At 65.6% G+C, this 26441-nt stretch carries 23 protein-coding genes; 13 read left to right on the top strand and 10 right to left on the bottom strand.

Annotated elements, in window-relative coordinates:
* From GCN75_RS29210 to GCN75_RS17070, 9 genes are all read left to right on the top strand, one after another.
* Positions 1 to 301: hypothetical protein (locus GCN75_RS29210; RefSeq protein ID WP_226941440.1), on the top strand; the 301-nt coding region annotated here is incomplete at its 5' end.
* Positions 298 to 1032 carry a hypothetical protein gene (locus tag GCN75_RS17105; RefSeq protein ID WP_152283526.1) on the top strand — a complete coding sequence of 245 codons (735 nt, stop codon included), beginning with the start codon at positions 298 to 300 and terminating at the stop codon, positions 1030 to 1032. The genes GCN75_RS29210 and GCN75_RS17105, both read left to right, overlap by 4 nt.
* Complete coding sequence (locus GCN75_RS17100; protein WP_152283525.1) at positions 1029 to 1745, top strand: type II secretion system protein; 717 nt, start codon at positions 1029 to 1031, stop codon at positions 1743 to 1745. The genes GCN75_RS17105 and GCN75_RS17100 overlap by 4 nt, the downstream gene beginning before the upstream one ends.
* Complete coding sequence (locus GCN75_RS17095) at positions 1745 to 2518, top strand: ABC transporter permease subunit (RefSeq protein WP_193317544.1); 774 nt, start codon at positions 1745 to 1747, stop codon at positions 2516 to 2518. Before GCN75_RS17100 ends, GCN75_RS17095 begins: the two co-directional genes overlap by 1 nt.
* Entirely contained in the window at positions 2518 to 3264 is a 747-nt protein-coding gene (locus tag GCN75_RS17090; protein ID WP_152283524.1) for a hypothetical protein, read from the top strand. The genes GCN75_RS17095 and GCN75_RS17090 overlap by 1 nt, the downstream gene beginning before the upstream one ends.
* Positions 3265 to 3350: 86 nt before the next feature.
* The gene (locus tag GCN75_RS17085; protein ID WP_152259650.1) at positions 3351 to 3923 is read left to right on the top strand and encodes a prepilin-type N-terminal cleavage/methylation domain-containing protein; all 573 of its coding nucleotides are present in this window, start codon (positions 3351 to 3353) and stop codon (positions 3921 to 3923) included.
* A 27-nt stretch (positions 3924 to 3950) separates the two neighbouring features.
* Positions 3951 to 4316 (top strand): NirD/YgiW/YdeI family stress tolerance protein, encoded by a 366-nt coding sequence (locus tag GCN75_RS17080; RefSeq protein WP_152283523.1) that lies wholly within the window; start codon positions 3951 to 3953, stop codon positions 4314 to 4316.
* Positions 4317 to 4563: 247 nt separating this feature from the next.
* A complete protein-coding gene (locus GCN75_RS17075) occupies positions 4564 to 9054 on the top strand; it encodes a PAS domain-containing protein (protein ID WP_226941439.1) in 4491 nt (1496 codons plus the stop codon).
* The gene (locus tag GCN75_RS17070; RefSeq protein WP_152283521.1) at positions 9051 to 9974 is read left to right on the top strand and encodes a diguanylate cyclase domain-containing protein; all 924 of its coding nucleotides are present in this window, start codon (positions 9051 to 9053) and stop codon (positions 9972 to 9974) included. Before GCN75_RS17075 ends, GCN75_RS17070 begins: the two co-directional genes overlap by 4 nt.
* Before the next feature lie 305 nt (positions 9975 to 10279).
* Here GCN75_RS17070 and GCN75_RS17065 read toward each other — a convergent pair whose 3' ends face one another.
* The 5 genes from GCN75_RS17065 to GCN75_RS17045 all read right to left on the bottom strand — a co-directional run bounded on the left by GCN75_RS17065 (position 10280) and on the right by GCN75_RS17045 (position 14436).
* Positions 10280 to 10735 (bottom strand): MaoC family dehydratase, encoded by a 456-nt coding sequence (locus GCN75_RS17065; protein ID WP_152283520.1) that lies wholly within the window; start codon positions 10733 to 10735, stop codon positions 10280 to 10282.
* Positions 10728 to 11216, bottom strand: a complete 489-nt coding sequence (locus GCN75_RS17060) for a MaoC family dehydratase (RefSeq protein WP_152259193.1) — start codon at positions 11214 to 11216, stop codon at positions 10728 to 10730. Before GCN75_RS17060 ends, GCN75_RS17065 begins: the two co-directional genes overlap by 8 nt.
* Positions 11213 to 12358, bottom strand: coding sequence for an acyl-CoA dehydrogenase family protein (locus GCN75_RS17055; RefSeq protein ID WP_152283519.1), 1146 nt, complete (start codon positions 12356 to 12358; stop codon positions 11213 to 11215). The genes GCN75_RS17060 and GCN75_RS17055 overlap by 4 nt, the downstream gene beginning before the upstream one ends.
* A 16-nt stretch (positions 12359 to 12374) precedes the next feature.
* Positions 12375 to 13565, bottom strand: coding sequence for an acyl-CoA dehydrogenase family protein (locus GCN75_RS17050; protein WP_152283518.1), 1191 nt, complete (start codon positions 13563 to 13565; stop codon positions 12375 to 12377).
* 283 nt (positions 13566 to 13848) lie between these two features.
* Positions 13849 to 14436, bottom strand: coding sequence for a TetR/AcrR family transcriptional regulator (locus GCN75_RS17045; RefSeq protein ID WP_152283517.1), 588 nt, complete (start codon positions 14434 to 14436; stop codon positions 13849 to 13851).
* Between the two features lie 227 nt (positions 14437 to 14663).
* Here GCN75_RS17045 and GCN75_RS17040 point away from each other — a divergent pair, with 227 nt between their 5' ends.
* A complete protein-coding gene (locus GCN75_RS17040) occupies positions 14664 to 15800 on the top strand; it encodes an MFS transporter (RefSeq protein WP_226941438.1) in 1137 nt (378 codons plus the stop codon).
* Between the two features lie 12 nt (positions 15801 to 15812).
* Here GCN75_RS17040 and GCN75_RS17035 read toward each other — a convergent pair whose 3' ends face one another.
* The 3 genes from GCN75_RS17035 to aceE all read right to left on the bottom strand — a co-directional run bounded on the left by GCN75_RS17035 (position 15813) and on the right by aceE (position 20971).
* Complete coding sequence (locus tag GCN75_RS17035; protein WP_152259198.1) at positions 15813 to 17402, bottom strand: aspartate:alanine exchanger family transporter; 1590 nt, start codon at positions 17400 to 17402, stop codon at positions 15813 to 15815.
* Positions 17403 to 17661: 259 nt separating this feature from the next.
* Positions 17662 to 18288, bottom strand: a complete 627-nt coding sequence (gene gstA / locus GCN75_RS17030) for a glutathione transferase GstA (RefSeq protein ID WP_152283515.1) — start codon at positions 18286 to 18288, stop codon at positions 17662 to 17664.
* Positions 18289 to 18307: 19 nt separating this feature from the next.
* Entirely contained in the window at positions 18308 to 20971 is a 2664-nt protein-coding gene (aceE, locus tag GCN75_RS17025; protein WP_152283514.1) for a pyruvate dehydrogenase (acetyl-transferring), homodimeric type, read from the bottom strand.
* A 133-nt stretch (positions 20972 to 21104) separates the two neighbouring features.
* On the opposite strand from aceE, the gene GCN75_RS17020 reads away from it, so the two are divergent.
* Positions 21105 to 21584 (top strand): MarR family winged helix-turn-helix transcriptional regulator, encoded by a 480-nt coding sequence (locus GCN75_RS17020; RefSeq protein WP_152283513.1) that lies wholly within the window; start codon positions 21105 to 21107, stop codon positions 21582 to 21584.
* Here GCN75_RS17020 and GCN75_RS17015 read toward each other — a convergent pair.
* A complete protein-coding gene (locus GCN75_RS17015; protein ID WP_152283512.1) occupies positions 21569 to 22642 on the bottom strand; it encodes a transketolase-like TK C-terminal-containing protein in 1074 nt (357 codons plus the stop codon). The genes GCN75_RS17020 and GCN75_RS17015 overlap by 16 nt on opposite strands.
* 135 nt (positions 22643 to 22777) lie before the next feature.
* On the opposite strand from GCN75_RS17015, the gene GCN75_RS17010 reads away from it, so the two are divergent.
* On the top strand, positions 22778 to 22966 hold the full coding sequence (locus GCN75_RS17010; protein ID WP_152283511.1) for a hypothetical protein: 189 nt from the start codon (positions 22778 to 22780) through the stop codon (positions 22964 to 22966).
* A 193-nt stretch (positions 22967 to 23159) separates the two neighbouring features.
* On the opposite strand, the gene metE is transcribed toward GCN75_RS17010, so the two are convergent.
* The gene (metE, locus tag GCN75_RS17005) at positions 23160 to 25448 is read right to left on the bottom strand and encodes a 5-methyltetrahydropteroyltriglutamate--homocysteine S-methyltransferase (RefSeq protein WP_152283510.1); all 2289 of its coding nucleotides are present in this window, start codon (positions 25446 to 25448) and stop codon (positions 23160 to 23162) included.
* A gap of 124 nt (positions 25449 to 25572) precedes the next feature.
* Between metE and GCN75_RS17000 the strand changes: the two genes are divergently transcribed.
* A complete protein-coding gene (locus GCN75_RS17000) occupies positions 25573 to 26310 on the top strand; it encodes an epoxyqueuosine reductase QueH (protein WP_449768870.1) in 738 nt (245 codons plus the stop codon).
* The last annotated feature ends 131 nt before the right edge of the window (positions 26311 to 26441 follow it).

Here is a 26441-nt window from a genome sequence, read left to right as displayed (position 1 = left end):
CTACGGGCCGCCCGCGGCCGATCCCGCCCTGGCGCCGCCACCGCCGCCACCGCCGCCACCGCCGCCCGCCCCGCCCGTGGAATTGAACGGCGTGGTGGTGCGCAGCAGCGGCCGCTCCACCGTCTGGCTGAACGAGGAAGTGCAGAACGAGCCGCACAACCGGCTCGTGCGCGACAAGTCGGGCAATCCGGGCACATTGACCCTGCGCCTGTCGACGGGCCAGGTGGTGCGGCTCAAGCCTGGCCAGCGCTACGACCCGGCCAGCGGCACCGTCACCGAAGTGCAGGAGGCGCAGCCATGACGCCGCGTCTAGCCCAGCGCCAGCCGTACCGCCAGCGCGGCGCCGCCCTGTTGCTGCTGGTGGCCGTGCTGGGCCTGGGAGCCGCCAGCCTGCTGATCGGCGCCTTCGGCCGCAACACGGGCGAGGCCGAACGCCAGCAGCGCACCCTGGCCACCCTGGCGCAGGCGCGCGAAGCCTTGCTGGGCTTTGCCGCCACGCAAGGCCGCCTGCCCCGTCCTGCCGCCTCCGCCCTCGACGGGCGCGAACGGGCCGCCGACTGCGCCGACGACGCCGAATGCAGCGGCTTCCTGCCGTGGGTGGCGCTGGGCGTGGCGGGCACCGACGCCTGGGGCAAGCTGCTGCGCTACAGCGTCACGCCGGAAATGGCGCGCGCGCCCATCGTCTCGTCGTCCGCCATCGCCAACCGAGTCGTGCTCGAGCGCGGCGCGCGCGGCGAACTGGCCTTCGTGGCGGGCCAGGCCCAGTGCGACGTCAGCGCCCAGTGCCTGCCCCTCGTGCTGTTCTCGCAAGGCAAGGATCACTACGGCACGGCCGCCAGCGGCGTGGTCCAAGTCAACACGGCACGCGGCAATATCGACGAAGCGGCCAACGACAGCGCCAGCCGCAGTTTCATCGCCCGCCCCGCCAGCGGCAATGCCGCGCTGCCCGGCGGCGCCTTTGACGACATGCTGGCCTGGATCACCCTGCCCACCCTGTACCAACGCATGCGCGCCGCGCGCAACCTGCCATGAGCAATAGATATCGCCCCCGGCCGCGCCAGCGCGGCTTTTCCCTGATCGAGATCGCCATCGTGCTCGTCATCGTGGGCCTGATGATGGGCGGCCTGGTCACGCCGCTGACGGTGCAGCTGGAGCAGCGCAAGGTGGCCGAAACGCAAAAGGCGCTGGACGAAGCGAAAGAGGCGCTGACGGGCTACGCGCTGCGCTACGGCTACCTGCCCTGTCCCGCCGTTTCTCCCCTCAGCGGCCTGGAAGACCGGCGCGGCACGCGCTGCAATGGCGAAAAACGCGCCGGCTTCCTGCCGTGGGCCACCCTGGGGCTGCGCCAGGGCGACAGCTGGAACAACCTGTTCCGCTACAGCGTGACGCCCGCCTTCAGCGACAGCGGCCAGCTCTTCAGCCTGTCCACGCCGCGCGACATCAGCATCGTCACGCGCAATGGGGGCGCGCTGCTGCAGGCGACGGCCTTGAACGATATCCCCGCCATGATCATGTCGCACGGCAAAAACGCATTTGGCGCCACCAGCGTACAGGGCCAGCGCCAGGCCGTGCCTTTTGGCAACAATGTCGACGAGCGCAACAATGCATCGAACGCCACCACCTTCATCAGCCGCGCCGCCAGCGGTGCGCAGCAGCCGGGCGGCGAGTTCGACGATATCGTCGCCTGGCTGTCGCCGAACATCCTGTTCAACCGCATGGTGGCGGCACAAAGGCTGCCCCGCTGATGCCCATGCTCGCTCCCGCCCTCACCATCGCCCGCTACACCTTGCTCGAAGCGCTGCGCAGCCGCCTGCCGTGGCTGTTCGTGCTGGCCGCCTGCGGCGCCGCCGCCCTGGCCGGCTTCCTGCAGCAACTGGCGCTGACGGAAAGCGGCGCCGTGCAGGCGGCGCTGCTGGCGGCTACCCTGCGCCTGGCCAGCGTCTTCCTGCTGGCCACCTTCATCATCACGGGCATGGCGCGCGAAGCGGCCGACCGGGGCCTGGAACTGCTGCTGGCATTGCCCATGCCGCGCGCGGCCTACCTGCTGGGCAAGCTGCTGGGCTACGGGACGCTGGCGGCCGTGCCCGCCGTGCTGTTCGGCCTGCTGATGGCGCTGTTTGCCGCGCCCGCGCAAAGCGCGCTGTGGGCCCTGTCCCTGCTGGGCGAATTGTGGATCGTCGCCGCCTTCAGCCTGCTGTGCGCGGCCAGCCTGCAGCAAGCCCTGCCCGCGCTGGCCGCCACGGGCGGCTTCTATGTGCTGGCGCGCATGCTGGGCAGCCTGCAGCTGCTGGCGCACGGCCCGCAGGCGGGCGACTCCATGGCGCAGCGGGCCGCGGCCGGCGCCATCGACGTGCTGGCCCTGCTGCTGCCCCGCCTCGACGATTTTACGCGCACGCAGTGGCTGCTGTACGCGACCGGCGACTGGCAGGCGCTGGCCGGCGTGGCGGCGCAGACCGTCATCTATGTCGGCTTGCTGGCCAGTTGCGCGCTGTGCGACTTTTACCGCCGCAACATCTGATGGCCACCGCCCAACGTCCCTGGTCCATGGTGCCGCGCCCCCTGTGCTGGCTGCTGGCCGCCTGCCTGCTGCTGCAGCTGGGCTGGCGGGCGGCGCAGCAGCACGCCCCCGCCCAGGCACGGCCCCTGCCTGCGCCGCCGCCGGCGAGCGTGGCGCGCCTGGCCAGCCTGGGCGAGCCGCTGGCCATGGCCAAGGCCATGCTGCTGTACCTGCAATCGTTCGAAGACCAGCCCGGCGTCAGCCTGCCGTGGCGCCAGCTCGACTACGACCGCCTGGTCGGCTGGCTGGACACGGCGCAAACGCTCGATCCCCGCAGCCAGTATGCGCTGGTGGCCGCCAGCGAAGTGTATGCGGGCGTGGCCGACCCGCAACGCGTGCGGCGCATGCTGGCCTTTGTGGCCGCCAGCTTTGCCGCCGATCCGCAGCGCCGCTGGCCCGCCATGGCGCAAGCCGTGCTGGTGGCCAAGCACCAGCTGCGCGACCTGCCGCTGGCGCTCGGCTATGCGCGCGCGCTGCGCCGGCTGGCGACGGGGCCGCAGGTGCCGCCCTGGGTGCGCGAGATGGAAGCGTTCATCCTGGAAGACATGGACCAGCTCGACAGCGCCCGCCTGGTGATCGGCGGCCTGATCGCCAGCGGCCAGATCAGCGACCCGCACGAGCTGGCTTTCCTGGCGCGCCGGCTCGACGAACTGGCCAGGCAACGGGCCGACGAAATTGCCACCAAGAAAGCCAAGGTCGCGCCATGAGCTGCCGTCCGACATGCCATGCGCACCCGGCGCCATTTGCAGTAAACTGCCATCCCAAGCACTCGCACTTTTTCCAAGGAAATCCCATGCTCCCACGCCGCCAGCACGGCTTCACGCTCGTAGAAATCGCCATCGTCCTGGTCATCATCGGCCTGCTGCTCGGCGGCGTGCTCAAGGGGCAAGGCTTGATCGACAGCGCCAAGGTGAAAAACATCATCCAGCAATCGAATTCGCTGACGGCCGCCGTCAACGCCTACCAGGACAAGTTCCGCGCCCTGCCCGGCGACGATATCCAGGGCACCGTGCACGTGCCCAACTCGGCCGGCAACGGCAATGGCGACGGCCAGATCGGCGACGGCCAGCCGCGCGAATTCACCCTGGCGCCGCAACACCTGGCGCTGGGTGGCTTCATTACGGGCTCGTTCAACGGCACCTCGCAATTCATGACCAGCGCCCAGGGCGGCGCCGTCTACCTGTACAACGATGAAGTGGGCGGGCGCGCCGGCAACGGCATCCGTTTCGACAACCTGCCCGAGAGCTACGCGGAGCAGATCGACAGCAAACTCGACGATGGTGTGGCCAGCACGGGCAGCGTGCGGGCGAACATGCCCTATGGCAATACCGGTGCTATCATTGCCCGCACCGCCGTCTTTTTCTGAGGCGCCAGTCACTATCGAAGGAATACCATGCCACTGCACCGCACACTGCTCCTCTCCCTGGCCGCCAGCTGCGCCTTGCTGGCCGGCAGCGCGCACGCCCAGTACGTGGGCCCGACGGCCGGCCCGGCCGCGCCCGCCAACGTGGCCGCCATCCTGAAAAATCCCGTCGACGACCAGGCCGTCGTGCTGCGCGGCCACCTGCTGCGCAAAGTGGGCAAGGAGAAATACACGTTCTCGGACGGCACGGCGGAAATCCGCGTGGACATCGACGACAAGATCTTCATGAACCGCAAGATCGATGCCCGGACCCAGGTGGAAATCCGCGGCGAAGTGGAAAAGGACTTCATGGAAAGCCCCGAGATCGACGTCGACGTGCTGACCGTCGTCCCGTAAGCCCCTTGCCTGCCCGCCGCCACGGCGGGCCGGGCGTCCAGCGCGCGCCGCCGTACCCTCTTCCGTATGCCTTGAGCAAGCTTTTTTCCACTCCAGAAACTAGGCTTGTCAGAACAATCAATTTCGTCTAGCATCTTTTCATTCAACGTCAGCCAGCGCCAGCGTGAGCCTGCCTGTCGATTCATCCATTCTGGGAGCTTTCCGGGTGCAAGATTTGCCTTCGATACGCTCGCGAATTTCATGGCTGGTGCTCGCCTGGGTCATTCCGACGGCACTGGTGTTTCTCCTGCTCGTGGCGCAAAGCTACACACGCGAACGCGACCATGTGGTCAGCGAAACGGCGCAGGCGGCGCGCGCCGTCGCCGCCGCCGTCGAGCGCGACCTGAGCGGCGCCCAGATGGCCGCGCGCGTGCTGGCCGCCTCACCCGCCCTGCAAGGCGACGACCTCAACGCCCTGCGCGCCGTGGCCGCCAGCCTGCTGCAACCGGGCCTTGCCGTCAATGCCTTCATCGTGTCCGACGCCAAGGGGCGCCAGTTGGTCAATACGGCCCTGCCCGCCAGCCAGGCGCCGCCCCCCTTGCCGCAAAAATGGGCCGCCAGCATGGAACGCACGCGCGACTATGGCAAGCCGCGGCTGACCAGCCTGGCCAAGACGCCCGACGGCGCGCCGCAGCTGGCCCTGAACCTGCCCTTGCCGCGCGACCAGGGCCCCGCCTATGTGCTGACGGCACTGTATTCGCCCGACTACCTGCCCTTGCTGCTGCGCGAGCTGCACCTGCCCGCCTACCTGGGCGCGGCCATCATCAATGGGGACGGCATCAACGTGGCGCGCACTCTGGCGCCGCAGCGCTACGTGGGCCAGCGCACGGTGGCGCCCCTGCTGGAACAGATACGCCAGGCGCGCGAAGGCGTGCTGCGCCATGCCACGCTGGAAGGCCTGGACGTGTACACGGGCTTTCGCCGCGGCCCCGGCGACGCCTGGACGGTGGCCGTCACCATGCGCACCAGCACGGTGGCCGAAGCCCTGCTGCGCTCGGTAGTCACGGGCTCCATCATCCTGGCCCTGCTGCTGGCCGCCGGCTTTGCCCTGGCCTGGCGCGTGGGCGGCCGCCTGGCCAGCACCCTGCAGGAACTGACCTTGCAGATACACGCGCTGGCGCAGGGCAAACCCTTGCTTTCAAATAAGCACACGGACCGCGAATCGGCCGACATGGCAGGCGCCCTGGGCGCGCTGGAACGCGACCTGCGGCGCCACCGCACGCAGCTCGAAAGCCTCGTGGCCGAACGCACGCTGGCCCTGGAGAAATCCACGCGCCTGCTGGAAACCGTGTATGCGACGGCGCCCATCGGCATGCTGTTCGTGGGCCTGGACTTGCGCATCGTCATGATCAACCATTACCTGGCCGCCATCAACGGGGCCAGCGTGGCCCAGCATCTGGGCCGTCCCGTAGGCGCCATGCTGTTCGACGACGCCGTGCGCGCCGACGTGGAGCGCTGCGTGCGCCAGGTGCTGGAAACGGGCTTGCCCATCGTCGATATCGAATTGAAAGGCCACAGCGGGCAGCAGCGCGACCAGCTCAGCCACTGGATCGTCTCGTATCACCCGATCTTCGGCCCGGAACAGCAGTTGCTGGGCGTATCGGGCCTGTGGCTGGACGTCAGCGAGCGCAAGCGCAGCGAAGCGGAATTCCGCCGTTCCAAGCACCTGTTCGGCACCATCATCGAAAACATCCCCGCCATGGTCTTCGTCAAGCGCGCCGACAAGCTGAGCTTTGAAATGGTCAACCGCCACGCGGAACTGACCCTGGGTCGCTCGCGCGAGCAATTGCTGGGCAAGACCGACCACGATTTCTTCCCGCCGCAGCAGGCGGCCGCCTTCGTCAGCGCCGACCGCAAGCTGCTGGCCACGGGGCAGATGGTGGAAATCGAACAGGAAGCCATCAACACGGCGGACGGCACCACGCGCCACTTCACCACGCGCAAGGTGGTCTTGCGCGACGACGCGGGACGCGCCAGCCACGTGCTGGGCGTGTCGATCGACATCACGGACCGCAAGCGCGCCACCGAGGTGCTGCACGCCACCACCTGGCGCCTGGAACAGAACGAGCGCTTCATCCGCACCGTCACGGACAACCTGCCCGGCATGGTGTCGTACTGGGGCGCCGATCTGCGTTGCCGGTTCGCAAATAACTTTTATAACGAATGGTTCGGCCGCAGCAGCGCCGAGCTGGCCGGCATCCACATGAGCGAACTGCTGGGCCAGGAACTGTTCGACGTGTATGCACCGCACGTCGAGGGCGTGCTGGCGGGGCGGCCGCAAAGCTTCGAGCGCGACCTGCTCGATCCCGCCGGCCAGGTATGCCACACGTGGACTAATTACATTCCCGATTTCGACGATGGCGGCAGCGTGCGGGGCTTCTTCGTGCTGGCCTCGGACGTGTCCGAGCTCAAGCGCACGGAATTGCGCCTGCACGAACTGAACGAACAGATGGTGCGCGCGCGCGACAAGGCCGAGGCGGCCAGCATCGCGAAGAGCGAGTTCGTCGCCAACATGAGCCATGAGATCCGCACGCCGATGAATGCCATCATCGGCCTGGCGCGCCTGCTGGAAGAGTCGCCGCTGGAACGGCGCGAGCGCAGCTATGTGGGCAAGATCCAGATGGCCACGCAGTCGCTGCTCAACATCGTCAACGACGTGCTCGATTTTTCCAAGATCGAGGCGGGCCAGATGGTGCTGGAACAGCGCCGCTTCCAGCTCGAACGCATGCTCGACAGCGTCGGCGTGCTGCTGGCCAGCAGCGCCTGGGCGCGCGGCGTGGAGCCCGTGTTCGTGCTCGACCCGGGCGTGCCGGACGAACTGGTCGGCGACGCCCTGCGCGTGGAACAGATCCTGATCAACCTGGTGGGCAACGCCGTCAAATTCACCTCGCATGGCGAAGTGGTGCTGGCCATCGCCAAGGTGGCCGAGGATGCGGCCAGCGCGACGCTGGAGTTTTCCGTGCGCGACACGGGCATCGGCATCGGCGCGGCCGAGCAGGAACACATCTTCGACGCGTTTTCCCAGGGCGACAGCGGCACCAGCCGCAAGTACGGCGGCACGGGCCTGGGGCTGGCCATCTGCCGGCGCATGGTGGAATTGATGGGTGGCAAGCTCAGCGTGAAAAGTGCGCTGGGCGAAGGCTCCGACTTCCGCTTCCGCTGCCGCTTCGACAAGGTGGCGCCGCCACCCGAGCCGTCCGGCAAGGGGGCTGCCCGGGCCCTGTCGCTGCTGATCATCGACGACAACGCCAGCGTGCGCGCCATGCTGGAAGACTGGTGCGCGGCGCAGGGCTGGCACAGCCGCAGCGCCGATGGCGGCGCGGCCGGCCTGGCGCTGCTGCGCCGCCACGCCGGCGGCCCGGACGGCTTGCCGCCGGCCGCCCACGTGGATATCGTGCTGCTCGACGCGGCCATGCCGGGCATGGATGGCATTTCCATGCTCACCGAGGCGCGCGCCGACGAACGCCTGGTGCTGCCGCCCGTGATCATGCTGGTGGCCGACCAGGACAGCGAAAACCTCGAACGGCTGGCCGACAGCCTGATGCTGGCCGGCATCGTCTCGAAGCCGGCCACCCCGGCGCGCCTGCTGGCGGCCGTGACGGCCGTGCGCGAAGGCCGCAGCACCCCCTCCGCGCTGCCCGTGTCCACGCCCCTGTCGGGCTTGCTGGCAGGCATGCGCGTGCTGCTGGTGGAAGACAATGAAATCAACCAGGAAGTGGCGCAGTACATTTTGCTGCACTCGGGCGCGCGCGTGGCCGTAGCCGCCAACGGCAGGCTGGCCGTCGACTTGCTCGCCAGCACGCCGGACGCCTGGGACGTGGTGCTGATGGATTTGCAGATGCCCGTCATGAATGGCTATGATGCCACCCTGGCCATCCGCGCGCTGGGCTTGCCGGACCTGCCCATCGTTGCCATGACGGCCAACGCCATGGACGAGGACCGCCTGCGCGCCATCGCCAGCGGCATGAATGCCCACGTGGCCAAGCCCATCGATGTGGACGAGATGATCCAGACCCTGACCCGGCTGGTGCCGGCGCTCGCGGGCGGCAACGGCAGCGCCGTCCAGGCCGGCAACGCCGCCGCGCAGGCGCCGGACGTGCCGGCCACGGTGCCCGGCATCGACCTGGCGGCGGCCCTGCACCGCTTCGGCGGCGATTACGGCGCCTTCCTCGCATTGTTCAAGCGCTTTGAAAATTCGCAGGGCGACGCCGTCGAGGAAACGCGGCGCCTGCTGGCCGAAGGCCAGGCGCAGCAGGCGGCGCAGCTGCTGCACCGCGTGTGCGGCGTGGCGGCCAACCTGGGCGCGGCCCGCGTCGCCAGCCTCGCCAGCGACACGGAAAAGGCGCTGCAAGGGGGCCGCCCCCACGCGGCAACAGCCTTGCTGGGACAACTGGAGCTGGCGATGGCCGAAGTCATCGCAGCGGCACGCACCCTGCCCTCGCCCCGGCGGCGCAGCCAGGCGGCAGCCGATGCCGGCGGCAGCGCGCCGGTCGAGCTGCGGGCCGGCCTGGCCAAGCTGCTCGTCCTGATCCGCAATAATAATCTGAAGGCGCTGGCGCAATTCCATGCGCTGCACCCCGCCATACAACAGTCAGACCGGGAAGCGGCCCTGGCGCTGGCCAACGCGATCGAGACGCTGAATTTTTCCGAAGCGGAAAAACTCGTGCTCGATCAGCTGAAACGAGAGGAAAACAAGTGAGCTGGACCAACCTTGCCATGAACGGGCGCATCCTCATCGTCGATGACGCCATGGAAAACATCCAGATCCTGCACCAGCTGCTGCGCGAGGACCACGACGTGCTGTTCGCGCTGAGCGGCGAAAAGGCGCTGGAAATTGCGCATAATCAACTGCCGGACCTGATCCTGCTCGACGCCGTCATGCCCGGCATGGATGGCTATGCCGTGTGCAACGCGCTGCGCGAATCGGCCCTGCTGAGCGCCATACCCGTCATTTTCGTCACGGCCCTGAACCAGCCCGAGGACGAGACGCGGGCGCTGGAAGCGGGCGCCGTCGACTTCATCACGAAGCCGTTCAACGCGGCCGTCGTGCGCGCCCGCGTGCGCAGCCAGCTGACCATCAAGCGGCAGGCCGACGCCATGCGCGAACTGTCGCTGACCGATTCGCTCACGGGCGTGGCCAACCGGCGCAGCTTCAACGACACCATGGACAGCGAATGGCGGCGCTGCGCGCGCGACGGCGTGCCGATGGCCATCATCATGGCCGACATCGACCATTTCAAGGATTACAACGACACGTATGGCCACCAGGCGGGCGACCTGTGCCTGCAGCAGGTGAGCGCCGCCCTGCGCCGCTGCGCCGTGCGCCCGCCCGACCTGCTGGCCCGCTACGGCGGCGAGGAATTCATCGTGCTGCTGCCGCAGGAAACGCGCGAAGGCGCCGAAGTGGTGGCCCAGCGCATCCTCGACGAAGTGCGCGCGCTGGAAATTCCCCACGCCAAGTCCAGCGTCGGCCCCCACGTCACCGTCAGCCTGGGCATGGCCAGCGTCATGCCCACGGAAGGCATGGACCCCAGCGCCCTGATCCGCGCCGCCGACGCGCTGCTGTACCGCGCCAAGCATACGGGGCGGGACAGGTATTGCGCGCCGGAGCGGGAGTGAGCAGGCAGGCTAGCGGCTGCGTGCCGGCGCGGCATTGGAACGATTGCCCCCGGAGGACCGTCCCGTCGTGCTGGGCCAGCCGCCCGCATTGCCCGGGCCTGGACCTCTGCCCGTAGCGCCACTACCCCTGGCGGCCGCCTTGCCGCTGCCCGTGGCGCCCTTGCCGGCGCCGCCATTTCCTCTGTTTCCCTGGTTGGACATCATCGCCTCCTTCGCCGGAAACCGCCGGCGCGCCACCAGCGTACACCTGGCGCACGCGCAGGAGCGCACAACTGCCTGCCCGCGAAGCGGGTGCAAGGTATGGCTCAGGGATAGCAGCGCATCAGGAACTCCGCCACGCACACGGGTTTCGTGTCGCCTTCCCTCTCCATGGTGACGGCCCAGTTCACTTGCGCCCCTTCCGGCAAGTCGTCGACGGACAGGATGTCGAGCCGCGCGCGCAGGCGGCTGTTCACGGGCACGGGCGCGGGAAAGCGCACCTTGTTCAATCCATAGTTGATGGCCATGCGGATGCCGGCCATGTGCAAGGCGCCCGCAAGCATGGCCGGCAGCAGCGATAACGTCAGGAAGCCGTGCGCCACGGTGCAGCCATACGGCGACTCGCGCGCGCAGCGCTCCGCGTCCACGTGGATCCATTGGTGGTCGTTGGTGGCATCGGCAAAGGTGTCGATGCGCTGCTGGGTGATGGTCAACCAGTCGGAAACGGCCACGTGCTGTCCCGCCAAGGCCTGGAAGCCCGCGATGCCTGCGATATCACGCATGGTTTTCTCCTGCCGGCCGGCGGCCGAACATGCCCATGCCTTCGACGGTGGTCACCACTTCGCCATGCTGGTTGCGCACGCTCCACACGGAAATGACGATGCCGCGGTCCGGCTTCGACGTGGACGGGCGCACTTCCTTGACCTGGTAGGTCAGGTGCAGGGTGTCGCCCGCGCGCACGGGCTTGAGCCAGCGGATGCTGTCCAGGCCGGGCGAGCCCATGCTGGAAGAATGCTTGAGCAGATTGTCTACCACCAGGCGCATCATCATGCCGCACGTGTGCCAGCCGCTGGCGATCACGCCCTTGAAGATGGTTTTTTCCGCGGCCGCATGGTCGACGTGGAAGGGCTGCGGGTCGAAATCCGTGGCGAAGGCGATGATTTCCCGCTCCGTCACGTGGCGCTGGCCCAGGTCGATTTCCAGGCCTTGCGTAAAATCTTCGAAATACCAGTGCTTGGGTTTGATTCCGGTCAATGCGGTCATGCGGTCTCCGTCGGCAAGAAGCCCGGCTGGGCGATAAAGCGCTCGATGTGGTGTTCCACGTCGCCCAGGGTCAGGGCGATCATGGACAAACGCTTGAAATGGTGGGCGGCAGGCAATTCGTCCGTCACGCCCATGCCGCCATGCAATTGCACGGCTTGCTGGCCGACAAAGGTGGCGGCCAGCCCCACCCGCGCCTTGGCGGCGGACACCGTGCGTCGCCTCTCGGCCACATCGTCGCTGTCGACCTTGGCGGCAGCCAGCATGGCCATCGAACGCGCCTGCTCCAGGTGGATGAACATGTCGGCCATGCGGTGCTGCAAGGCCTGGAACTTGCCGATGGGCGCGCCGAACTGCTGGCGCGTCTTCAGGTACTCGAGGGTGGCGGCAAAGATGGCGTCCATGGCGCCCACGGCTTCCGCGCACAGCAGCGCGGCGCCGTAGTCGAGCGCCGCGTCCAGCACGGGCCAGCCCTGCCCCGCCTGGCCAACCAGGGCGTCGTGCCCCAGCACCACTTGCACGAGGGTCACGGTGGCGGCGCGCTGGCCGTCGATGGTGCGGTAATCGCGCACGGTCACGCCCGGCGCATCGACGGGCACGAGGAACAGCGATATGCCGTCCGTGCCGTCCTGGCGGCCGCTGCTGCGGGCCGAGACGATCAGGGCGCCCGCCTGCGCGCCATGGATGACGACGGTTTTCTCGCCGTCGAGCACGAAACCATCGCCGCTGGTCGTGGCCGTGGTGGCGATGTCGTGCATATCGTGGCGCGACTGCCGTTCGCCCAGTGCGCAGGCCAGCTTCATGCTGCCGCTGGCCACCTGTTCCAGCACGCCGTCGTGGCCGCCCGCCAGGGTCAGGAAGCGCGCGCCCAGCACGGTAGCCAGGTACGGTTCGACCACGAGGCCGCGTCCCAGTTCCTGCATCACCAGCAGCATGTCCACGGCCGTGCCATCGAAGCCGCCCGCGGCGGCCGGCAGCGGCAAGGCCGTCATGCCCAGCTCGGCCAGGGTGGCCCAGGCAGCGCTGGAAACGCCCGTGGCCGAATGGATGATCTGCTTGCGCGTTTCAAATGGGTAATCCTTGTCGACCCAGCGCCTGAGCGCGTCGGCAAATTGCTGCTGTTCCTGATTGAATTGAAAGTCCATGTCGTCTCCTTCTGGCTTACAGGCCCAGGATCATCTGCGTGATGATATTTTTCTGGATTTCATTCGAGCCGCCATAGATCGATGTCTTGCGGTAATTGAAGTAATACGCGGCCAGCGGCGCGGCCAGGTCGTCGCCGCCAGCGCCATGCGGCGTGCTGCCGTCGAGGAACGATGGATCGAACGGCAAGGCTTGCGGGCCGATCGCTTCCACCATCAGTTCCGTCAGCTGCTGCTGCAGTTCCGAGCCGCGCACCTTCAGCATCGATGCCTGCGGTCCCGGCCCCTTGCCTTCCTCGCTGATGACGCGCAACACCGTCATTTCCAGCGCCATCAATTCGATTTCCAGGGTGGCAACCTTGGCCGCAAAGGCGGGATCGTGCAGCAGCGGCGCGCCGCGCTTGGTTTGCTGCATGGCCAGTTGCTTGAGGAAGGTCAGTTCGCGCTTGGAGCGGCCCACGGCGGCAATGCCCGTGCGCTCATGGCCCAGCAGATACTTGGCATAGGTCCAGCCCTTGTTTTCCTGGCCCACCAGGTTGCTGACAGGCACGCGCACATTGTCGAAGAAGACTTCGTTCACTTCGTGTTCTTCATCGAGCATGATGATGGGACGCACGGTGATGCCCGGCGTTTTCATGTCGATCAGCAAGAAGCTGATGCCTTCCTGCTTGCGCACCGTGCTATCCGTGCGCACCAGGCAAAAGATCATGTCCGCGTGCTGGCCCAGCGTCGTCCAGGTTTTCTGGCCATTGACGATGTAGTGGTCGCCGTCGCGTTCGGCCGTGGTTTTCAGGGAAGCGAGGTCGGACCCGGCGCCCGGCTCGGAATAGCCCTGGCACCACCAGTCGTCGCAGTTCAAAATGCGCGGCAAATAGTAGGCTTTTTGTTCCGCGTTGGCGAAGGCCATGATGACGGGCGCCACCATGTTGACGCCGAACGGCAGGATGGGCGGCGTGGCCGCGCGCGCGCACTCGTCTTCCCAGATATGGCGCTGAACGGACGTCCAGCCCGTGCCGCCGTATTCGACGGGCCAGGCCGGCGCGGCCCAGCCTTGTTGCGCGACAATCTTGTGCCAGCGCACGTAATCGTCGCGGTTCAGCCGCAGATGCTGGCGCACCTTGCGCTGCAAATCCGCCGGCAAATGGGTGTCGAGGAAGGCGCGCACCGTGTCGCGGAACGCCGTCTCCTCGGCCGTGTAATGCAGGTCCATGTCTGTCTCCTTGTTCTTATCGGTTGCCGTGATGACTGCACGCAAGGAAGTTCAGCGCACAAAAAAGCACGACCGTTCTCAAGGATTGTACAACAGAATGGGAGCAGCGCCAGGGGTTTTACGCGGGCAGGTGCGGCAAGGAAAGCGGGTAGAACGGGCTGAATGCCGCCGTTGGCACGTGGCCCCTGTGCGCGACAGGATATCGATGAGATTGCGAAAGGGTCGCGTACGCAAAACCGCCGTACGCCCAAGATTCATCGCGAGGCCATACCGCTTTTCGCGACTACCTTTTCAGCAACAGCCCCCGCAGCAGCAATTCCAATGCCGCAATGCCTTTTATCAAGCGCGCATTGCCTTCGTCACCGTCTGCGATCCAGAACGCCGCTTCTGCCAGGCTGCCGTAGATCAGCGAAGCCAGTGCCTCTGGGCAAGCGTCAGCCACGATGCCTTGCTGAATCAGCTGCTGAATAAGCTTTTGCATCGAGTCGAGGCAATGGCGCTGCGAGTCCGGGGCAGCGCCACCGAGGACTGCCCTCGCATCGCGTAAAACGATGCGCTGAATTTCCGGTTCCACGGCCATCTCGAGATAGGCACGGCAGCGGCTGCGAAAGCCTTCCCACAAGTCGTCGGCGCCGTCGGAGATGGCTTGCAGGCGACCATCCATTTCCGCGTCGATCTGTTCCACCACCGCCAGCAGCAAGCCCTTCTTGTCGCCGAAATGATGATACAGGGCGCCACGCGTCAGCCCTGCCTGCGCCGTAAGGTCGTCCATCGACGTGTCGGCATAACCGCGCTCGCTGAACACTTTGCGGGCCGTGGCCAGCAACGATGCGCGGGTTTCTTCCATTTCCACACGGGTGCGGCGAACCATTGCTTTCTCCTTACATACGCAGCGTATGATTGTTTACATACAATGCGTATGAATATATACTATTCATACGCGATGTATGTATTATCACGGCGACGTGTTCCCATTGCAAGCAGGACACACGCCGTTTATCGAATGATCAATCAAGGATATGTCCCATGAGTACGTCTCACCACGCTTCCACAGAATCCTCTGGCCGCCATCCGTGGCTGGCGGTCTGCGCCGTCGGCATGGCCACCTTTTCGGTCGTGACGACGGAAATGCTCCCGGTCGGCCTGTTGACGCCGATTGCTGGCGCCCTGGGCACCTCCACGGGCACCGCCGGCCTGATGATCTCGCTGCCAGCATTGCTGGCGGCCTTGTTCGCGCCGCTGGTCGTGCTCGCATCAGGAAGCCTGGACAGGCGCAAAATCCTGTGCGGTTTGCTGACGCTACTGGTGCTCGCGAACATTGCCTCGGCCCTGGCGCAGAACATGGCGTGGATGCTGGCTGCCCGTGTTCTCGTCGGTTTTTGCATGGGCGGTATCTGGGCCATCGCCGGCGGCCTCGCTTCCCGGCTGGTTGCGGCACGCTCGATCGGCCTGGCAACGTCGATCATCTTCGGTGGCGTGGCGGCCGCCTCCGTGCTGGGCGTGCCGCTAGGCGCACAAATCGGCGAGGTTGCAGGATGGCGCTGGGCGTTCGGCGTCATGGCGCTGTTCAGCAGCCTGGTACTGGCGCTGCATCTGGCCGTCATTCCCGCGCTGCCCGCTGCCGGTGCGGCAAGCTTGCGCCAATTCGGCAGGCAGCTGCACAACAGGCAGTTGCAAGCGGGGCTGCTTCTGACCCTGTTGCTGGTGAGCAGCCATTTCATGGCCTTTACCTTCGTGCGCCCGCTACTGCTGTCGATGTCGGGGTTTGATACGCAATGGCTGGGCGCGCTGCTGTTTGCCTATGGCTGCGCGGGCATCCTCGGCAACTTCCTGGCGGGCATGGTTGCCGTGCGGCGCACGGCGACTACCATCATCGCCATCTCGGGCGGCCTGCTGCTCACGCCGCTGCTGTTCCTGGCTATCGGCGACTCCGGCATCGGCGGTGGCGTGGTGTTGCTGGCCTGGGGACTGGCTTACGGTGGCGTATCGGTCGGCCTGATGACCTTGATGATGAAGGCGGCGCCCGGTGCCGTGGAGATCGTCGCCGCGCTGTATGTCGGTGTCTTCAATATCGGCATTGCGCTCGGGGCGTGGACCGGTGGCCAGGCCGTGGACAGGCTGGGCCTCTCAGCCAACCTGTGGCTTGCCGCAGGATGCGCCGCTGCCGCCTTGCTGCTGTCTTTTGGCATCAACTTTATTGAAGCCAACAAGCAGCCTGGCCCTGCAAGAGACTGACTGTGGCCGCAATCAGCCATACAGATGCAGCAGCACCTGCACGGCCACGATCTTGACGATGGTCATGCTGGGGAAGATCATGGCGTAACCGAGGTTCGGGCGGTCCGACCTGGCCAGGCGGTTGGCGAACACGAGCACGGCCGGGTTGCCCGTGGCGCCGGCCGCGATGCCCAGCAGCTCGGGAAACGGCAGGCGCAGGAAGACCTTGCCCAGGATTACGACAAGGGCTACCACCACCAGCACCGTCACGGCCCCCAGCGCCAGCATGGGCAAGCCGTCGGCGCCCACCTGCTGCACGAAGGGCAGGCCGGACGCCATGCCCACGGAGGCGAGGAAAATCGTCAAGCCATAGTTGCGCATGACCAGGTTGGCCGACAGCGGCAAGCGCCAGCTGATCTTGCCCACCCTGCCCAGGCGCCCCAGGATCAGCGCCATCACCAGCGGGCCGCCCGCCAGGCCCAGGCTGAACGAGCCTATCCACGGCAAGGGGATAGGCACCAGGCCCAGCAGCACGCCCAGCACCATGCCCATGCCCAGCGACACATAGCTGAACTCGGCCGTGGCCGTGATGGAATTGCCGAACAGCTTGCGCACGTCGGCCGCATGTTTGGCCGGCGCAATGGCCATTACCCGGTCGCCGAATTCCAGGGTCAGGAAAGGATGGGGCAGTATCATGGCGTCGCCGCGGCGTATGAAGGCGATCTGCAGGGGGAAATCCTTGCCCAGGTTCAATTCTCCCAGCGGTACGCCGACGATTTCCGCGTCCGACACGAACACTTCCGTGCCGTCGAAATCGCTGCGGTCCTTCATCAGCCGGCCCGGGTCCAGGTGGCCCAGCGCCGTGCGCGCCGCTTCCACGCCCGCCACCGTGCCCGACACCATCAGCGCGTCGCCCACGCCGAGCACCAGGGACGGGTCGGGCAAGCGGTTCTGGTGGCCCTGGCGCACGCCGATCACTTGCACGCCGGCCAGCGGGCCATCGGCCAGTTCGGACAGGGCGGCGCCCGCCAAGGTCGCTTCATCGATGGTAATTTCCGACACGACGATGGGTGCCGGCGGCGGCGTCAGCACGGGTTTCAAGATGCGCCCGGCCAGGTACAGGCCCAGCATGGGCCCCACGACGCCGAACGGATAGGCGACGGCATAGCCGACGGCCGCGTCGCCATTGCCGTGCGACGCTTCCAGCGCCGCCTGCAGGGCGGCCGTGCTGGTCATGGCGCCGGCAAACACGCCGCTGGCCATGCGCAGCGAGATATCGATCCACTGGCCGCCCCAGACGGAGACGGCCAGGCCGCCCATGACGGCGGCAAAGGCGATCAGATTGTGTTTCTGCCCCGCACCGCGCAAGCCGGCAAAAAACTGCACGCCGTACTGCACGCCTATGCCATACAGAAACAGCAGCAGGCCGATGGAGCCGACCATCGGAGGCGGCACGGACCCGGGCGCGAAGGCGCCCAGCGCCAGCCCCGCGAACAGCACGCCGCCCACGCCCAGCGAAAAGCCGAACACGCTGATGCGCCCCAGCGCATAGCCGGCGCCGATGACGAGAAACAGGGCGAGGATGGGCGTGGACTCCAGCGTATGGCGGAAGAGATCTAGCATGGGTGCAACCTTATTCTGGGGACGGCCCAGTTTAGCATGCACAAAAGCAACACGATGGCGATGATGGCAAGCAAGCGTGCGCAGGTTTGCGCATCAAAAACGGGCAAAAAAAAGCCCGCTGCGGGAGCGGGCTGAATCTAATTCCTGTGAGGAAGTAGAGGAGACAGACGCATCATGCCGCATCGCAGCATAGCTATCCAATTGCATGTTGTGATGATGGAAATATGATTTATCAATATCTGCTCCCTTCCCCGCCCGCTCACGCCGCTTGCCGCCCCGCCTCCACGCGCAGCGCTGCGCGCACGGCGGGACGCTCGCCCACGCGCGCCATCAGGTTGTTGACCTGCGGGAAGGCCGACAGGTCCACCCGGGCGTATGCCGACCAGCCGAGGATGGTGTACAGATAGGCATCCGCGATGGAATAGCGTTCGCCCAGCAGGTACGGTCCGCCGGCCGCCAGTTGCCGCTCCACATAGTCGAGGCGCGCGGCGATGCGCGAGCGGGCCACGTCCTGCGCCTGGGCGCCGTATTCCGGGTGGAATAGCCAGGGGCTGTAAGCCTTGTGCAGCTCGGTGGCGATAAAGCCCAGCCACGACTGCAGCTGCACGCGCGCCAGCGTGCCCGGCGGCGGCGCCAGGCCGCTGGCCGGCGCCAGGTCGGCCAGGTATTGCACGATGGCCGTGCCCTCCAGCACGATCGTGCCATCGTCGAGCGCCAGCGCCGGCACGTACAGGTTCGGGTTGATGCGCGCATAGTCGGCGCCCGTTTCCGTGAGGCGTGGGATGGCCTTGATATCGACGCGTTCGAGTTCCAGCGCGAGGCCCGCCTCGATGGCGACGATGTGCGGCGAGAGCGAACACGTGCCCGTTGCGTAATACAGCTTCATGATCAGTCTCCTGAAAAAGTTACACGGATGCGGGATCGATTTTTTCCACATCGATGCCGTACTTGCGGATGGCGTCGCCCACCAGGCTGCGCGCCACCCGCCCCTCGTCGGCCAGCGCCGTCAGCGCGGCCAGGACGATGAAGTGGCGGTCCACTTCAAAGAAAGTGCGCAAGGATTCGCGCGTATCGGAGCGGCCGAAGCCATCCGTGCCCAGGGTAACGAAGCGCCTGTCCGCAACAAAGGGGCGCACCTGGTCGCCGACGATCTTCATGTAGTCGGTGGCCACCACCACGGGGCCTTGCCGGCCGGCCAGGCATTGCGCGATATACGGCACCTTCGGTTCGCTGTCCGGGTGCAGCATGTTCCAGCGCTGCACGGCCAGGCCGTCGCGCCGCACTTCGGTCAGGCTGGTGGCGCTCCACACATCGGCCGCCACGCCGAAATCCTGCTGCAGCAGCATGCCGGCGGCGATCACTTCGCGCAGGATGGAACCGCTGCCCATCAGCTGCACGCGCACTGCCGCTTCCGGGCCTTGCTGCAGCAGATACAGGCCCCGCAAGATGCCCACCTCGGCCCCTGCCGGCATGGCCGGGTGCGGATAGTTTTCGTTGAGCAAGGTGATGTAGTAAAAAATGTCTTCCTGCTCGGCAAACATGCGGCGCAAGCCATCGTGGATGATCACCGCCAGCTCGTAGGCAAACGTGGGGTCGTAGGAGATGCAGTTGGGAATCACGGACGACAGCACGTGGCTGTGGCCATCGTCATGCTGGAGGCCTTCGCCCATCAATGTCGTGCGTCCCGAGGTGGCGCCCAGCAGGAAACCGCGCGTGCGGGCATCGGCCGCCGCCCACGCCAGGTCGCCCACGCGCTGCAGGCCGAACATGGAATAAAAGATATAGAACGGGATGGTGGCCAGGCCATGGTTGCTGTAGGACGTGCCGGCGGCGATCCAGGAAGAAATCGCGCCCGATTCGTTGATACCCTCCTGCAAGATCTGCCCATCCTTCGCTTCCTTGTAATAGCTGAGCTGGCCCGCATCCTGCGGCGTGTACAGCTGGCCCAGGTAGGAATGGATGCCGATCTGGCGGAACAGGCCTTCCATGCCGAAGGTGCGCGATTCGTCCGGCACGATGGGCACGATAATCTTGCTCAAGGCAGGGTCTTTCAGCAGGGTGCCGAGGATGCGCACGAAGGCCATGGTGGTCGACGCGCCCCGCTCGCCGCTATCGTTGAGCTGGGTGGCGAACGTGGACAGCGGCGGCACGGGCAAAGGAGCCACCTTGCCGATGCGGGCGGGGATATGGCCGCCCAGCTGCGCCCGGCGCGCGGCAAAGTAGCGCGCCTCCTCGCTGTCCGGCGCCGGTTTCAGATACGGCATCTCTTCCAGCCGGGCATCGCTGACGGGCAGCGCGAAGCGGTCGCGGAACGCGCGCACGGCATCGGCGCTCATCTTTTTCAGCTGATGGTTGATGTTCTGCCCTTCGCCCGCCTCGCCCATGCCGAAACCCTTGACGGTCTTCGCCAGGATCACGGTGGGACGGCCAGGCGTGCACATGGCCTCGGCATACGCGGCGTGGACTTTTTCGGGGTCGTGTCCGCCCCGCGTCAGCTGCCAGATCTCGTCGTCCGACAGGTGCGCCACCAGCGCCAGCAGTGCCGGATACTTGCCAAAGAAATGCTCGCGCACATATGCGCCACTCTGCGATTTGAAGGTCTGGTAATCGCCATCCACGCATTCCATCATGCGCTGGCGCAACAAGCCGCTCGTATCCTGCCGCAACAAGGCATCCCAGCCACTGCCCCAGATGACCTTGATGACATGCCAGCCCGCCGCGCGGAACGTGCCTTCCAGTTCCTGGATGACCTTGCTGTTGCCGCGCACGGGACCATCGAGGCGCTGCAAGTTGCAGTTCACCACGAAGATCAGGTTATCCAGGCGCTCGCGGCCGCCCAGCGCAATGGCGGCCAGCGATTCCGGCTGGTCCATCTCGCCATCGCCAAGAAAAGCCCACACCTTGCGGCCCTGGTGTTCCTTCAAGCCACGGTACTCGAGGTAGCGCATGAAGCGGGCCTGGTAGGCGGCCGTCAGCGGGCCCAGTCCCATGGAGACGGTGGGAAATTGCCAGAAATCCGGCATCAGGCGCGGATGCGGGTAGGAAGACAGGCCCTCGCGCCCCGCTTCGCGGCGGTAATTGTCCAGCTGGGCTTCCGTGATGCGGCCTTCCAGATAGGCGCGGCCATAGATGCCGGGCGCGGAATGGCCCTGGATGTAGACCAGGTCGCCCGCGAACTGCTCCGTGCGGCCACGGAAGAAATGGTCGAACCCCACGTCGTACAGCACGGCCGCCGACTGGTAGGTGGCGATGTGGCCGCCCACGTTCGAGTGTTTCGCCGCCCGCAAGACCATCACCATGGCGTTCCAGCGGATGTAGGCGTTCAGCCGGCGCTCGATGGCCAGGTCGCCCGGATACGCGCCCTGGCGCTCGGCGGCGATGCTGTTGGTATAGGCGGTGGTAACGCGGCCATGCAGGCCGCCGTGCTGCGCGGCGTCAAGATCGACGAGCTGGTCGAGCAAATAATGGGCGCGCGGACGCCCTTCCACGGCGACGACGGCTTGCATCGCCTCCAGCCATTCTTGGGTTTCCTGCGGATCGATATCGGGCACGGCGAGGGATGTGGGCATGGCGGTCTCCTGAGTGGGCAGTTCATCTACACAAATGATTGCTAATGCAATCATTGCAATTACAATCGTTATGCCGGCCATTGTATAGCGGTATAATTGCATTTGCAACTGTGATTAATATGGAGGAGTACCGATGTCTGACACCGCGCCTGAAACTGGATCGGCGCCTGCGCCCGACCTGTGGTTTTCGTTCGTGCGCACGCACCGATTGATGATCCGCGAAATAGAACGCCGCCTGGCTGCGGCCAACCTGCCCGTGTATGCGTGGTATGACGTGCTGTGGGGCCTGGAAAGCGGCCAGGACGGTTCGCGCCGCATGCACGAGCTGGCCGATGCGCTGGCCATCGAGCGCTACAACCTGACGCGCCTGGTGGACAAGCTGGAAGCGGACGGGCTGGTGACGCGCACGCGCTCGATGGAAGACGGGCGCGCCGCCTTCGTTTCCATCACGGAAGATGGCAAGCTCTTGCGCAAGAAGATGTGGACCGTCTACCAGGCCACGGTGGCGGACCTGTTCCTGGCGCAATTTGACGGCGGCGCGCAGCAGGACTTCAGCGCCGCCCTCGCCCGCGCCGGCGAGGCGGCACGGGGCGCCGCTCAGAACAAGGCGTAGCGCCGCAGCGCGTAATCGACGCAGGGCATCGGCAGTGCTCCATCGTCGGCCAGCGCCTTGAGCGCCATGACGGCCAGCCAGGGCGCGCTCGTTTCCGTCGCGCTATCGGCGCCGACGGCGATGAAGCGGCCGCGCACGTAGCCGCCGATCTGGCCCGCGATATGCTGGCCATAGCCGGTGACGGCGATGACGGGCGCGGCGCTGCCGCCGAGGCAGCGCTGCACATGGGCCAGCCTTGGGGTGGCGCGCGGATGGCGCACATTCCACTGCTCCGCCGCCTGCGCATCGCGCGCCAGGCGCGTATAGCTGGGGCAACTCCACACTTGTGCGGCAATGTTCCAATCCTCTTCCAGCAAGCGGGCCGCATCGGCAACGACGGCCAGCATCGCTCCCGCCCCGCACAGGCGCACGCGGCATGGCGCCGGCCCCGGCGGCGACACGCGGTACATGCCCAGGCTGGCCGCTGCCGCATCGGCGGCCGACAGGGGCGCCGCCACCGCCGCCTCGTCATGCATGGCCAGGTAGAAATAGCCGGGCTGCCGTTCCACGTACAGGGTTGCCAGGGCCGCGCGCACGATGGCGCGCACTTCCTCGCCGGTGGCCGGGTCGAACGGCGTGCAATCGGGCTGCGCGGCCAGCCATGCGGGCAGCGCGGGCTGCACGCCCTTGTGCCAGCGCGAGGCTTGCGTTTCCGCATCGTTGCAGACGATGCCACGCGCGCGCGCATCGACCAGCACCCCGCGCAAGGCCTGCAGCGAAGCGGGCCGGCACAGGTACAGCAACGGTTTATCGGCGCCATAGCGCAGCGGCCAGGCACTGGCGGACGCTCTCACGTTCCAGGCATCGTCTTGCCGGTACGGCACTTCCGCGCGCACGATGCGGATGGCATCCGCCACACCGGCGTCCAGCTGCAGGCTGCCCGCCATGGCGCCCAGCGCGCGGCGCGGCGACACCTGCTGCGACAGCAACGGCGGCTGGGCGGCCAGCGCGGCCAGGCAGGCTTGCGCGGCCTGGCGCGCGGCGTCCGGCGGCAAAGGAATCAAGGGGAATGAAGGCATGGCGGCTCCTGTCGCGATCATGCTTGCACATGGCAGGCATCATCTGTACGATTGCAAATGCAATGATTGTAATTGCAATCCTTTGCACGGGCAAGCGTTATGCATGCCGGTCCACTTCCCTCTTCAAGGTAAAAAATGACGCTGAACAATCCTGAAACCGTGCGCATGGCGTATGCCGTGAAACTGACGAATGCGCAGATCGAGGCGGCAAAGCAGTTGTATGCCGCGCACTTCGGCGGCGCCGACAACCCGCAGGCGCTGGCCGCCATCATCGCGGCGCTGGCGCGCAACTACAGCTCGGCCGTGGCGGCAAATGTGCTGTAGCCAAAAAACAGGCAAAAAAAAGCCCGCTGCGGTAGCGGGCTGAATCTAATTCCTGTGAGGAAGTAGAGGAGACAGGTGAATGATGCCGCATTGCAGCATCATTATCCAATTGCATGTTGTGATGATAGAGATACGATCCATCTATATCTCAGCCGTATCCCTCTCACCGCTGTCTCCCCGCCCTCTTCCCTGCTTACATCAAGTTATCGCCGCGCAAGGTTTTCGCTGCCGCCACCATGTTCGCCAACGCCGGAATGACTTCTTTCCAGCCCCGCGTCTTCAAGCCGCAATCGGGGTTGACCCACAGGCGCTGCGCGGGAATGCGCTCGGCCGCCTTGCGCATCAGCGTTACCATCTGTTCCTGGCTCGGAATGTTGGGCGAGTGGATGTCGTAGACGCCAGGGCCGATTTCATTCGGATATTTGAAGTCATCGAAAGCGTCCAGCAATTCCATGTCGGAACGCGACGTTTCAATCGTGATCACGTCCGCATCCATGCCGGCGATCTGCGCGATGATGTCGTTGAATTCCGAATAGCACATATGCGTGTGGATCTGCGTTTCATCGGCCACGCCATTGGCCGTGATGCGGAACGATTCCACGGCCCAGCGCAAATACTCGGCCCATTGCGACTTACGCAGCGGCAAGCCTTCACGCAGCGCCGCTTCGTCGATCTGGATCACGCGGATGCCGGCCTGTTCCAGGTCCTGCACTTCGGCGCGCATGGCCAGCGCCAGCTGGTAGCACGACACGGAACGGGGCTGGTCGTCGCGCACGAAGGACCAGTTCAGGATGGTGACGGGACCCGTCAGCATGCCTTTCATCGGCTTGTCCGTCAGCGACTGGGCATAGGTGCTCCACTCGACCGTCATGGCGCGCGGGCGGCTGATGTCGCCAAACAGAATGGGCGGCTTCACGCAGCGCGAACCGTACGATTGCACCCAGCCAAACTGGCTGAAGGCGTAGCCGTCCAGCTGTTCGCCAAAATACTCGACCATGTCGTTGCGTTCCGCTTCGCCGTGCACAAAGACGTCCAGGCCCAGGGTTTCCTGTTCCTTCACGCAATGGGCGATTTCCGCCTGCATCAGTTTCTTGTAGCTGGCTTCGTCCAGCTGGCCGCTGCGGAACTGACTGCGCGCCTGGCGGATTTCCGCCGTCTGCGGAAACGAACCGATGGTCGTCGTCGGATACAGCGGCAGTTGCAGCAGTGCAGCTTGCTTGGCGGCACGCCCGGCATAGGCGCTGGCGCGCTGGCCCAGGCCGGCATCGATGCGGGCCACGGCCGCCTTCACGTCCGGATTGTGCACGCGCGGCGACTGGCGGCGCGCTGCCACGGCCGCGCGATTGGCGTCCAGCGCGGCCTGCACGGCGGCGCGGCCATGGTTCAGGGCACCAGCGATGGTGTGCACTTCATCGAGTTTTTGACGGGCAAAGGCCAGCCAGGAGCCGATATCGGCATCGAGCTTTTGTTCGCTGTCCAGGTCGACGGGCACGTGCAGCAAAGAGCACGACGGGGCGATCCACAGGCGCGCCTGCAGGCTGCGGTGCACGGGCTCCAGCCATTCCAGCGCTTCGTTCAGGTCCGTCTTCCAGATATTGCGCCCATTCACCACGCCCAGCGACAAGACGCTGGCGCCTGGCAATTGCGCGATCACTCGTCCCACTTCATCGCGGGCGTTGATGGCGTCCAGGTGCAAGCCCTGCACGGGCAGCTTGCACGCCAGCTCCAGATTGCCTTGCAGCTTGCCGAAATACGTGGCCAGCAGCAGCTTGACGGCATGGCCCTTGCTCAAGGCGGCGTAGGCCGTAACCAATGCCTGCTGCCAGGCGCCGTCGAGCTCCGTAACGAGGATGGGCTCGTCGATCTGCACCCACTCCACGCCCTGGGCGGCCAGTTCCTGCAACAGTTGCACGTAGACGGGCAGCAAGCCTTGCAGCAGCGCCAGCTTGTCGGAATCGTCCTTGGCCTTGCCCAGCCACAAGTAGGTGACGGGGCCGATCAGCACGGGCTTGGCTTTCACGCCCAGCTGGCGCGCTTGCGCCAGCTGCTGCAGCAAGCGGCTGCTGTCGAGCTTGAATTGCGTGTCGGCAGAAAATTCCGGCACGATGTAGTGGTAATTCGTGTCGAACCATTTCGTCATTTCGCCGGCGTGGACGCAGCTGCAATCGCTGTCGCTGGCCGAACGGCCGCGGGCCACGCGGAAATAGTTGTCGAGCGCCGCCCCCGTCAGCTTGCGCACGCGCTGCGGCAGGTTGCCCAGGGTAAAGCTCAAGTCCAGCACCTGGTCGTAGAAGGAAAAGTCGCCCACGGGCGCCAGGTCCAGCGCGTCCTGGTCTTGCCAGTGGCGCTGGCGCAATTCGGCGCCATGGCCTTCCAGCGCGGCCAGCGTGCTATTGCCCTTCCAATACTCTTCCAGCGCGAATTTCAGTTCGCGTTTGGCGCCGATGCGCGGGTAGCCCAGATTGTGTGTCGTGACGGTCATGGTGGTAATTCCTCCTGGTGAAGTATGGAGACATCATAGAAGCTTCCATCCATGAAAAATAATGGTAAAATTTCATTCATCCATTATCAATATTCATGTGAGCCCATCCATGAGCACATCCGACATGAGCGACTCCACCCTGGCAGCGGCCGACCTGGCCACCTTGCAGGACGATTTCAAACGCGCCAGGCTGGCCTGGCCGGAAGGGAAGAACAAGGTGCTGCTGCACTCGTGCTGCGCGCCGTGCTCGGGCGAAGTGATGGAGGCGATGCTGGCGTCCGGCATCGATTTCACGATCTTCTTTTACAATCCGAACATCCACCCGCTGAAGGAATACGAACTGCGCAAGGATGAAAACATCCGTTTCGCGGAGAAATTCGGCATTCCCTTCATCGACGCCGATTACGACCGCGACAACTGGTTCGCGCGCGCCAAGGGCATGGAGAACGAGCCCGAGCGGGGCATCCGCTGCACCATGTGCTTCGACATGCGTTTCGAGCGCACGGCCCTGTATGCGCACGAGCACGGCTTCCCCGTCATCACCAGCTCGCTGGGTATTTCACGCTGGAAAGACATGAAGCAGATCAACGGCAGCGGCGTGCGCGCGGCCGCCCACTATCCGGAACTGCTGTACTGGGAATACAACTGGCGCAAGGGCGGCGGCTCGGCCCGCATGATCGAGATCAGCAAGCGCGAAAATTTCTACCAGCAAGAGTATTGCGGCTGCATCTATTCCCTGCGCGACAGCAACGAACACCGGATGGCCATGGGCCGCGAGCGCATCCACCAGGGCGTCAAGTTCTACGGTCTCAACGACGGCACGGAAGATACGCCCGTCAAGGACGACAGCACGGAAAAATAGGCAAAAAAAAGCCCGCTGCGGGAGCGGGCTGAATCTATTTCCTTGGAGGAGATAGAGGAGACAAATGAATGATGCCGCGTTGCAGCATATAAAACCACTTTATATTCGTGATGTCAGAAATACGCATCAGT

The sequence above is a fragment of the Janthinobacterium violaceinigrum genome (assembly GCF_009208555.1).
GTDB lineage: Bacteria > Pseudomonadota > Gammaproteobacteria > Burkholderiales > Burkholderiaceae_D > Janthinobacterium > Janthinobacterium violaceinigrum.
This window is presented reverse-complemented; position numbering and strand designations above follow the sequence as displayed.

Coding starts and splice junctions, on each gene's coding strand:
- GCN75_RS17090 (WP_152283524.1), top strand. CDS start 2,518: ATGGCCACCGCCCAACGTCCCTGGTCCATGGTGCCGCGCCCCCTGTGC.
- GCN75_RS17085 (WP_152259650.1), top strand. CDS start 3,351: ATGCTCCCACGCCGCCAGCACGGCTTCACGCTCGTAGAAATCGCCATC.
- aceE (WP_152283514.1), bottom strand. CDS start 20,971: ATGCCCACATCCCTCGCCGTGCCCGATATCGATCCGCAGGAAACCCAA.
- GCN75_RS17095 (WP_193317544.1), top strand. CDS start 1,745: ATGCCCATGCTCGCTCCCGCCCTCACCATCGCCCGCTACACCTTGCTC.
- gstA (WP_152283515.1), bottom strand. CDS start 18,288: ATGAAGCTGTATTACGCAACGGGCACGTGTTCGCTCTCGCCGCACATC.
- GCN75_RS17045 (WP_152283517.1), bottom strand. CDS start 14,436: ATGGTTCGCCGCACCCGTGTGGAAATGGAAGAAACCCGCGCATCGTTG.
- GCN75_RS17060 (WP_152259193.1), bottom strand. CDS start 11,216: ATGACCGCATTGACCGGAATCAAACCCAAGCACTGGTATTTCGAAGAT.
- GCN75_RS17100 (WP_152283525.1), top strand. CDS start 1,029: ATGAGCAATAGATATCGCCCCCGGCCGCGCCAGCGCGGCTTTTCCCTG.
- GCN75_RS17065 (WP_152283520.1), bottom strand. CDS start 10,735: ATGCGTGATATCGCAGGCATCGCGGGCTTCCAGGCCTTGGCGGGACAG.
- GCN75_RS17000 (WP_449768870.1), top strand. CDS start 25,573: ATGAGCGACTCCACCCTGGCAGCGGCCGACCTGGCCACCTTGCAGGAC.
- GCN75_RS17015 (WP_152283512.1), bottom strand. CDS start 22,642: ATGCCTTCATTCCCCTTGATTCCTTTGCCGCCGGACGCCGCGCGCCAG.
- GCN75_RS17080 (WP_152283523.1), top strand. CDS start 3,951: ATGCCACTGCACCGCACACTGCTCCTCTCCCTGGCCGCCAGCTGCGCC.
- GCN75_RS17055 (WP_152283519.1), bottom strand. CDS start 12,358: ATGGACTTTCAATTCAATCAGGAACAGCAGCAATTTGCCGACGCGCTC.
- GCN75_RS17050 (WP_152283518.1), bottom strand. CDS start 13,565: ATGGACCTGCATTACACGGCCGAGGAGACGGCGTTCCGCGACACGGTG.
- GCN75_RS17035 (WP_152259198.1), bottom strand. CDS start 17,402: ATGCTAGATCTCTTCCGCCATACGCTGGAGTCCACGCCCATCCTCGCC.
- GCN75_RS17010 (WP_152283511.1), top strand. CDS start 22,778: ATGACGCTGAACAATCCTGAAACCGTGCGCATGGCGTATGCCGTGAAA.
- GCN75_RS17105 (WP_152283526.1), top strand. CDS start 298: ATGACGCCGCGTCTAGCCCAGCGCCAGCCGTACCGCCAGCGCGGCGCC.
- metE (WP_152283510.1), bottom strand. CDS start 25,448: ATGACCGTCACGACACACAATCTGGGCTACCCGCGCATCGGCGCCAAA.
- GCN75_RS17040 (WP_226941438.1), top strand. CDS start 14,664: ATGGCCACCTTTTCGGTCGTGACGACGGAAATGCTCCCGGTCGGCCTG.
- GCN75_RS17020 (WP_152283513.1), top strand. CDS start 21,105: ATGTCTGACACCGCGCCTGAAACTGGATCGGCGCCTGCGCCCGACCTG.